The organism is Massilia sp. P2_C2, assembly GCF_056404615.1.
The window spans coordinates 1-9,238 of record NZ_JBFUDR010000257.1 but is presented as its reverse complement, the minus strand read 5'-3'; the positions used below and the strand labels follow the sequence as shown (position 1 = coordinate 9,238).

7 protein-coding genes and 1 pseudogene are annotated in these 9,238 nt (G+C 61.8%); 7 read left to right on the top strand and 1 reads right to left on the bottom strand.

The window, feature by feature from the left end; genetic code table 11:
• The 7 genes from AC1DYX_RS23565 to AC1DYX_RS23535 form a co-directional block, all read left to right on the top strand.
• On the top strand, positions 1 to 2,513 hold a 2,513-nt coding region (locus tag AC1DYX_RS23565; RefSeq protein ID WP_477263359.1), incomplete at its 5' end, for a beta strand repeat-containing protein.
• A gap of 29 nt (positions 2,514 to 2,542) precedes the next feature.
• Positions 2,543 to 4,177 carry a ShlB/FhaC/HecB family hemolysin secretion/activation protein gene (locus AC1DYX_RS23560; RefSeq protein ID WP_477263357.1) on the top strand — a complete coding sequence of 545 codons (1,635 nt, stop codon included), beginning with the start codon at positions 2,543 to 2,545 and terminating at the stop codon, positions 4,175 to 4,177.
• Between the two features lie 66 nt (positions 4,178 to 4,243).
• Positions 4,244 to 5,191 carry an RHS repeat-associated core domain-containing protein gene (locus AC1DYX_RS23555; RefSeq protein ID WP_477263355.1) on the top strand — a complete coding sequence of 316 codons (948 nt, stop codon included), beginning with the start codon at positions 4,244 to 4,246 and terminating at the stop codon, positions 5,189 to 5,191.
• A gap of 586 nt (positions 5,192 to 5,777) precedes the next feature.
• On the top strand, positions 5,778 to 6,239 hold the full coding sequence (locus AC1DYX_RS23550) for a helix-turn-helix domain-containing protein (RefSeq protein WP_477263353.1): 462 nt from the start codon (positions 5,778 to 5,780) through the stop codon (positions 6,237 to 6,239).
• A 104-nt stretch (positions 6,240 to 6,343) separates the two neighbouring features.
• Entirely contained in the window at positions 6,344 to 7,459 is a 1,116-nt protein-coding gene (locus AC1DYX_RS23545) for a cytochrome-c peroxidase (protein WP_477263351.1), read from the top strand.
• A gap of 56 nt (positions 7,460 to 7,515) precedes the next feature.
• The gene (locus AC1DYX_RS23540; RefSeq protein WP_477263349.1) at positions 7,516 to 8,514 is read left to right on the top strand and encodes an IS630 family transposase; all 999 of its coding nucleotides are present in this window, start codon (positions 7,516 to 7,518) and stop codon (positions 8,512 to 8,514) included.
• 143 nt (positions 8,515 to 8,657) lie between these two features.
• Positions 8,658 to 8,876 carry a hypothetical protein gene (locus AC1DYX_RS23535; RefSeq protein WP_477263347.1) on the top strand — a complete coding sequence of 73 codons (219 nt, stop codon included), beginning with the start codon at positions 8,658 to 8,660 and terminating at the stop codon, positions 8,874 to 8,876.
• A gap of 1 nt (position 8,877) precedes the next feature.
• Here AC1DYX_RS23535 and AC1DYX_RS23530 read toward each other — a convergent pair.
• Positions 8,878 to 9,219, bottom strand: a pseudogene (locus tag AC1DYX_RS23530) (enolase C-terminal domain-like protein); the annotation flags it as partial.
• Between the last annotated feature and the right edge of the window lie 19 nt (positions 9,220 to 9,238).

Sequence of the window (9,238 nt, the reverse complement as noted above, 5' to 3'; positions counted from 1 at the left end):
GCGCGAAGACGGTGACGCTGGCGAACACCTTTGGCGGCGCCGACGTGGGCAACTATGTGATCGTGGGCCAGCCCTCGGCGACGGCCACCATCACGAAGAAAGCCGTGACCGTGTCCGGTATCACGGCCGCCAACAAGACCTACGACGGCACGACTTCGGCGACGGTGTCGACGGCCGGCGCGGTCGTGCAGGGTCTCGTCGCGGGCGACGACGTGCGCGTGACATCGACCGGCACGTTCACGGACAAGAACGTCGCCCTCTGGAAGTTGGTGACGCTGACAAACACGTACGGCGGCGCCGACGTGGGCAACTATGCGATCACCGGCCAGTCGTGGGCGTCGGGCGCCATCACGAAGAAAGTGGTGGTAGTGCAGGGCGTCACGGCCGCCGACAAAGTCTACGACGGCACGRCTTCGGCGACGGTGTCGACGGCCGGCGCCGTCGTGCAGGGACTCGTCGCTGGCGACGACGTGCACGTGAGCGCCACCGGCACGTTYGCCGACAAGAACGCCGGCAGCGCGAAGACGGTGACGCTGGCGAACACCTTTGGCGGCGCCGACGTGGGCAACTATGTGATCGTGGGCCAGCCCTCGGCGATGGCCACCATCATGAAGAAAGCCGTGACCGTGTCCGGCATCACGGCCGCCGACAAGGTCTACGACGGCACGACTTCGGCGACGGTGTCGACGGCCGGCGCGGTCGTGCAGGGTCTCGTCGCCGGCGACGAGGTAAGCGTGACATCGACCGGCACGTTCGCGGACAAGAACGTCGGCAGCGCGAAGACGGTGACCCTGGCGAACACGTACGGCGGCGCCGATGTGGGCAACTATGCGATCGCCGGCCAGCCCTCGGCCATGGCCAGCATCACGCCGAAGGCCTTGACGCTGTCCGGTATCGTGGCCGCGGACAAAGTCTACGACGGCACGACGGCGGCGACCGTGTCCCGGAGCGCCGCCACGCTGGACGGCCTGGTGGCGGGCGATGACGTCGGCCTGACCGCGAGCGGCGCATTCGCCGACAAGAACGCCGGCAGCGGCAAGACCGTGGCGCTGGTCTCCAGCCTGTCCGGCCAGGATGCCGGCAATTACACGCTGGGCGGGCAGTCCAGCGCGACGGCCAGCATCGCGCAAAAAGCGTTGACGGTGTCGGGCATCACGGCCGCCGACAAGGTCTACGACGGCACGACGGCCGCCACCGTGTCGGTCGCGTATGCGCAACTGTCCGGCCTGGTGGCGGGCGACGATGTGACCGTGGGCGCGAGCGGCAGTTTCGCCGACGCCAACGCGGGTACGGGCAAGACCGTGACCCTGGCAAGCACCCATGGTGGCGTGGACGCCGGCAACTATGCGATCGCAGACCAGGCGTCGGCCACGGCCGCGATCACGCCGAAGGCCCTGACCCTGACGGGATTGGCGGCGGTCGACAAGGTGTACGACGGCACGACGACCGCGACGCTGTCGGTCGGAGACCTCGTCGGCCTGGTCGGTACCGAGACGCTCAGCGTCACGGGGCTCGCCGCTACCTTCGCGGACAAGAATGTGGGCAGCGGAAAGACCGTGGCGATCTCCGGTGGCGTACTCGCGGACGGCACCGGACTCGCCGCGAACTACAGCCTGACCGCGCCGGCCAGCGCGGCGGCCAGTATTTCGCAGAAAGCGTTGACGGTGTCCGGCATCACGGCCGCCGACAAGGTCTACGACGGCACGACGGCGGCCACCGTCAGCAGTGCCAACGCCGTCCTCGGCGGTCTTGTCGAGGGCGATTCGGTGACGGTCTCCGCGCAGGGTACCTTCGCCGACAAGAACGCCGGCAGCGGCAAGGTCGTCAATCTCGTCGGTACCGTGGGCGGCGCGGACGCCGGCAACTACACGACCGACCTGCAGCGTGTGGCCACGGCGGCCATCGCGCAAAAAGCGGTGACGGTCACCGGCGCGGCCGTTGCCGACAAGACGGCCGACGGCACCACGGCCGCGACGCTGACGGCGCCGGGTACGCTCTCCGGCACGATTGCCGGCGACAGCGTGGCCGTGAGCGCCGTCGGCGCCAACGCGCAGTTCGCGCAGGCGACCGCGGGCACCGGGATCCCGGTGGACGTGAGCGGGCTGGTGCTGACGGGGCCCGATGCGTCCAATTATGCGTTCACGGGCCAGGCGGCGACGACCGGCACCATCCTTGCCGCGGCGACACCGGTGCCTGTCGTGACCCCGACACCGGCGCCAGTGCCCGAGCCGGCCCAGACCGTGGCGCCCACATCCGTTGCGGCAACCACGATCGCACCGCAGACGCTGGGTCTTGCGCCCGTACTGCCGGCACCGGCCGCGGACGGGCAGGGCGCGGAGGCGGGTGGTGGCGCAACCGCTGTCAGTGCCACGAACCCGGGCCAGACGTCCAGCCAGGCATTGTCGGCCGGCCTGGACGTCAGGTTCCTCAACGTGCTCGTCGTGTCCGGCGGTATCCGCATACCGGCACCCGGCGGCGGAGAAGCGGGCAGCACGGAAGCACCGAATCCGTAAGCACAGGCAACCACGAACACCTATCGAGCATGAAAACGAAACTGAAACTCGTGCCGCTGGCCCTGCTGGCCGCGGCATCGCTGCAGGCCCTGGCGCAGCAGCCCCCATTGCAGGAAAACGCGCGACCACTGCCGCAACCCCGCGGCGGCAACGTCCCCGCCGTCCAGCCGGCACCGGCCGCCGCGCCCATGCCCGCAGGCGGCCAGCGGGTCACGCTGCGCCGCGTCGTCATCAGCGGCAATACGCGCATCGGTTCCGACGCGCTGTTGGCCGCGCTGGGCCCGGTCGACGGCAAGTCCTACGATTTCGCCGGCCTGGCAGCCCTCGCGTCGCGCCTGACCGCGTACTACCAGCAGGCCGGCTATCCGTTCGCGCGCGCCTACCTGCCGCAGCAGGATCTGTCGGCCGGCGAGCTGCACATGCAGATCCTCGAAGGACGCTACGGCAAGGTCGTGGCCCACGGCGAGCCGGACTTCATCGCCGGCGCGCAGGGATTCCTGTCGGCGCTGCCGCACGGGGATATCATCGAGAGCGGCCGGCTGGAGCGCGTGACCCTGCTGCTGGACGACCAGCTGGGCGCGCGCACCGTGCCGCTCGTGCGGCCGGGCGAGGAAGTCGGCACGGGCGACCTGCTCGTCGAAGTCCGGCGCGACCACCGCTACAAGGGCGAGGTTGGCCTGGACAACTACGGCACCCGCGCGACGGGGCGCGCGCGCGCGCACGTGAGCGCGGACGCGGACAGCCCGTTCATGCTGGGCGACCAGTTGTCGGTGCAGGCGCTGTACACGGAAGCGGGCATGTGGTTCGGTTCGCTGGCCTATGCGGCGCCGCTGGGCCACGCGGGCCTGCGCGGCCGCGCCAGCTATACGCATTCGTTCTATGAACTGGCCGGCAGCTTCGCCGCGCTGGGCGCGCGCGGCACGGCCGACGTGGCGAGCGTGGGGCTGAGCTATCCGCTCGTGCGCTCGCAGGTGCGCAACCTGACCTTGTCGGCCAGCGTCGACCACAAGCGTTTGCACGACCGCCAGGACGCGACGGAGACGGCGTCGCAGAAATCCAGCACCGTCGTTCCGGTCACTCTTTCGTTCGACGTGCGCGACCAGTTCCTCCACGCCGGCATCACGTTCGGTGCCCTGAGCTGGACTCGCGGCCGGCTGGGCATGAACGACGACACGCAGGCGCTCGACGTGGCCAGCGCCCGCTCGGCCGGCAGCTTCGATCGCGTGAACCTCGACCTGGCCCGGATCCAGTCGCTGAGCGACCGGCTCGACCTGTACGGGCGCGTATCGGCCCAGTGGACGGGGCATAACCTCGACTCGTCGGAGAAACTGGGCCTGGGCGGCGTGAACGGCGTCCGCGCCTATCCGAACGGCGAGGGCTATGGCGACACGGGCTGGGTGGCGCAGACGGAAGTGCGCTATGCCGTCGGCCCTGTGGTGCCTTACCTGTTCTACGACGCCGGCCGCGTCACACTGAACAAGTCGCCATGGACGACGCAAGACAACCACCGCGCGCTGGCGGGAGGCGGCATCGGTGTGCGCTATGTGCGCGATGCGTGGAGCGGCGGACTGACGGTAGCATGGCGCTCGCACGGAGGCGCTTCCGTGACGGATGACGCGACGCACTCGCCGTCCGTGCTTGCGAACGTGGCTTACCGGTTTTGAACGCTGGACGGTAACCTTTTAGTCTAACGGTAGTTTGTTGAACTAAGAATGACGTAATGCTGTCTAATGGGCCTGTCCGGCGTCGTGACAGCCAGTTTCCAGTATGACGGGGTCGGCCGTCGCATCGGCAAGACCGTCGCAGGCACTGCCACCGCGTTCCTATATGATGGTTTGAATCCGGTGCAGGAGTTGGCCGGCAATACGCCGACGGCAAATCTAATCACCGGCGGGCTGGACGAAGTCTTCAGCCGCACCGATAGTGCGGGGACAAGGCACCTGCTGACTGACGCGCTGGGCTCGACGCTTGCTCTGACCGACAGCAATGGCGTGGCTACTACAAGCTACAGCTACGAGCCATACGGCAAAGCCAGCACGAACGGGGCCGCCAACGACAACAGCTATCAGTACACCGGGCGCGAGAACGACAATACCGGGCTAAATTTCAATCGGGCACGATATTACAATCCAAGCTTGCACCGGTTCATTAGTGAGGATCCAATTGGACTGGCTGGTGGAGTGAATATGTATGCATATGTCCGTGGTAACCCCGTGAACGCTGTTGATCCAACAGGGCTATACACTTCCGATGTACACAGTGCGATTACATTTAATGCGGCCCGGCAGTGTGGAATGGGAATCATGGATAGCCTCGCGTTAGCATGGGACGCCGTCGCGACTGATTGGCGAACACAAGGTGTCTCGGACGCCTTCATCCATAGTATGATACCTGCTGGTGTTAGCCCCGCTATTGCGGAGCTGGAAACGAACAATTATATCGACGAACAAATGTCGTTAGGCACTATTCGCGGACTGGGTAATGCGGTTCATACCGTACAGGACGCTACGGCCGCAGGTCATGGCGGCAAGGTCTACGACGGACATGTCTCGTTTTCGCATTTTTATCATGACGCTTTTCCGACCGAGCCTGAGTACGACCAAGCCTTTAAAAATTCACGCGAACTGATTTCTAAATATATGCAGTCCAAAGGAATGTCATGCACATGTCCACAATAATCTCGTTGAGATCTGCCAGGGGCGATCCATGAAAAAAGTGCTCAGGACCGTTACGAGTATTGTTGCGTGCGGCATGGTTCCAATAATCTGCTTATGGCTTGGGGCGTCATTGGGAATATGGGACCTTGACTATGAATTCGGTGTGGCATGGATCTTTCTTTCGTTAGGTCTTGGTGTTATCTTTTACGCTGTCGCTAATAATGAGTCTAGGAAAGTACGCGTCAGGTCTATCGGAATGACTAGCTCGTTCGTGATCGGATCGTTGCTGTTATACCCTCTAGGCCGTCTATTTAACTTTTATCGATTGCCGATCTTCAATACTTGGGCGCTCAGCCATGGATCCTTCGTTATTGCCCTCCCTTTGCTAGTGTTTGTTGCTGTTAAGGTAATGAGTGCGATTTTACGGAAGATAGAGATGAAATAACGAATGGTGCGGCGAAATAATGTCTATGTGGAGGGGGCTCGCTGAGCAATGCCAAAGTCGGGTATACCGTTCATTCCGCTGCCCGGCGGGTCATTCGTTCCAGTATCTGCACCTTCACCTATGCCGGTACCGGCGTTGATTTTTCCATAGGAGCAAGCCCAAATGAGCACAGCGAAGATTATTCGCGATAGGAGGCTTGAGCTCGGGTTGTCGGATGTCGAGGTGGCCGAGAAGTTGGGCCTTACTCCATCTGGGCTTGGCGACATAGAGTTGCACGACGACGAGCTTGAGACAGCCGTCTCTCTCGGAACAGTTCGTTGCCTATGCAGCTTGCTTGGATTATCACTGCGGCAGGTATTGAAGATACCGGTGGGCGATCCAATGCTCCTCTCTGAGGAGCATTGGCCGGGTGAAGTAATGGGACTCCGGCGACAGCAAAGCGGCCACTCCCAGCTTGGTCTTGCTGAGAGAGTTGGGTTCGATGAAGCAACGATCAAGTCGCTAGAGACCATTCCGTCGTTCGGCAACACATTGCCAATCTTCTTGCTGAAGGACATTGAGGCCGAGCTCGAATTGCCTGAAGGGCCCCTCGTACTCGCAGACTGGGATCAACCCGCCAGGTGAACCGCCCCGACTTTGATGGCGGCCAGTTCGTGTGCGTCAGGTCGATGCGCACCGGGCGACGATCCACGCATCTATGGAACGCGATTCAACTCGTGGGAGGTCGATTGTCCAAAAGATTACCTAAAGTGCCGTTACTGATTGTCCTCGGCATGTTTGCGTTACACAGTAGACTGGTGGCCGAGCCGGGCGATGACAGTCTAGGTTTGCCGCCAGTTTCCAACCCATCAGATAACCCGCTCACGCTCGAGAAGATTGCATTAGGGCAAAAGCTTTTTTCCGATAAACGTCTAAGTCGCGATGGATCGACAAGTTGTGCGAGCTGCCATCAACCGGAACATGCGTTTGCTGACTTAATAAATGTCGGCAAAGGAATAGGCGGTCAACGAGGCTCTCGCAACACACCCAGTCTTTTGAATGTCGCCTTCAATACGACTCAGTTTTGGGATGGGCGACGATCGTCCCTTGAGGAGCAGGCGCTCGATCCTTTTCTCAATCCACGTGAGCATGGTCTTGCGAGCGAGGATGCCCTGTTGGTGATTTTACGTCACGATTCGGCGTACAGATCTGCCTTCCGAAGTGCATTTCCAAACTCGCCCGATGCGATCAGCAGCAAGCACGTCGGCCAAGCGATCGCCAGCTTTGAGCGCACCCTTGTCAGGGGAAATTCGCCATTCGACCGCTTCGCATTTCTGGGCGAGAAATCGGCCCTATCGGATCGTGCACGCAATGGTTTGGCATTGTTTCAAGGCAGGGCCCAATGCTTTCATTGTCACCAGATCGAAAAAACGTATGCCTTGTTCACCGACAATGAGTTTCATAGCTTGAACGTCGGGCTTACTCGAATCGAACCCCGCCTTGTGAGCATCACCATGAATCTGATGTCGAAAAGAACGGCTGGCGCTCGCATTGACCACGTCGTTCTCAGTGACGAAGACGTTGCGGAGTTGGGCCGATTCGCAGTCACGCTCAAACCGCCCGACATTGGAAAATTTCGAACACCCAGTTTGCGCAATGTGGCTCGGACGGGCCCATATATGCATGACGGGAGCGTTGGGTCACTGGAGGAAGCCGTAGAGTTGGAGCTCTATTACCGGAGTACTGAGGCTGAGCGGCCATTGATTCTCACGCCGATTGAAAAGAGCGATCTTGTCGAATTCTTAAAATCGTTGAGTAGTCCGGGCGATTTCGTCCCCAACGTTGCCAAGGCAATACCCCGCTAAGTAGTCCTCCAAATTTTGAGTAAACCCGGACGAGGATTGTTGCAGGAGTCGCTGCCATGAAACGCTTGATGTTGTCCGATGCTGAGCGTCGGACGCTGCGGGATATGGGGATTTTCCATCCTCATCCACGGACCCGGATGCGTGCCCAGGGCATCTCGCGGTTGAGTCAGGGACTAACGCTGCAAGAGACGGCTGACGAGTTCTCGGTGCATTTGAACAGCGTGGAGCAATGGCGCCAGCGTTGGAACAAGCTGGGGTTGGCAGGCCTGTACGAGGGGCGTCATACGGGGCGACTGCGGAAGTGGACCCCACAGCAACAGCAGGCGTTGGGCGAGTTGGCGCACTCGGAGGGCGGCACCATTGCCGCGCTGCTGCGCCACCTGAAGCAGCACCATGATCATGTTTCGATCAGCGACGGCACTGCTGCACGCTATCTCAAGGACATGAAATTCAGCTATAAGCGCTACCGCTACAGTTTAAAAAAACGCAATCAGGAGGCGTTCGAGCGCGCCGGCAAGATCATCGAGGCGCTGGGCCGGCTCGACCATGAGCAACGGTGTGAATTGCTGTACTTCGACGAGTCGGGTTTCAGCCCGAATCCCTCATTGCAATACGGCTGGACCCGAATCGGTGAAACCCGGTCCGTGGAGCCGCTGGCGCATCGGCAACGGGTCAACGTGCTTGGCGCATTGCGCCATGATGGCCAGCTGATTTGGACTACGAAACAGGGACCGAGCAGGCGCGAAGACGTCATCGCCTTTTTCGATCAGATCGCCGACCAGCTGCATTCGGTGCCACGCATTGTATTGCTCGACAACGCGGCCATTCACAAAGGCGCGGCGATGGAGAAAAAGCGGCGGCGCTGGGCACGCCAGGGGTTGCACTTTTACTACTTGCCACCCTACAGCCCGGAGCTCAACCGTATTGAGATCGTCTGGAAGCACGCCAAGTACTTCTGGCGTCGTTTCGTCGCTATGAACGGCGCGGCGCGGCTCGATGAAATCCGATCCTTGATGAAAGGTTTCGGGACAGAATTCACAGTAAATTTTTCCTGAATACCCCCCCCCTTAGATCGCTGCGGCGGAAGAGCAAATTGATTTCGTCAATCCGGCTCGGCGGCGCGATCCAGAAAATCATCGGCAGAGCGCGCCACATAGGCATATGCTCAAATTGCATATACATATACGTGGAGACGACGATGAAATTCGGACACGGACCGGCACGCATCAAGAGCCGTCTGCACCTCTCGCACATCCACCGGCCGCATTTCTACATGCCGCACATGCGGCGCGACTGGCACGCGTTCGAACCCGTGCTGCGCGTATGCCAGGTCATCCTGCTCGTCGCGCTGGCCCTGCCGTTCGCCCAATTCGTCGCCAAGACGCTCGTGTGGGCGTTCAAGTCGCTGTTCGGGTGAGTCAGCGCACGAGGCAGGGACGCTTGTTGTCGAACTTCCAGCCGGGGATGAGGAATTGCATCGCGGCCGCGTCGTCGCGTGCGCCCAGGCCCATGTTGTTATAGGCCTGGTGTGCCTTTTCCAGCTCGGCCTCGTCCAGCTCGATGCCCAGGCCCGGTTGCGCCGGGACGTGCACGAGCCCCTTTTCGATCTTCAGCGGTGCTTTGGTGAGACGCTGGCCGTCCTGCCAGATCCAGTGCGTGTCGATCGCCGTGACCTTGCCCGGCGCCGCCGCGCCCACGTGGGTGAACATGGCGAGCGAAATGTCGAAGTGGTTGTTCGAGTGCGAGCCCCACGTCAGGCCGCGAGCCCCACGTCAGGCC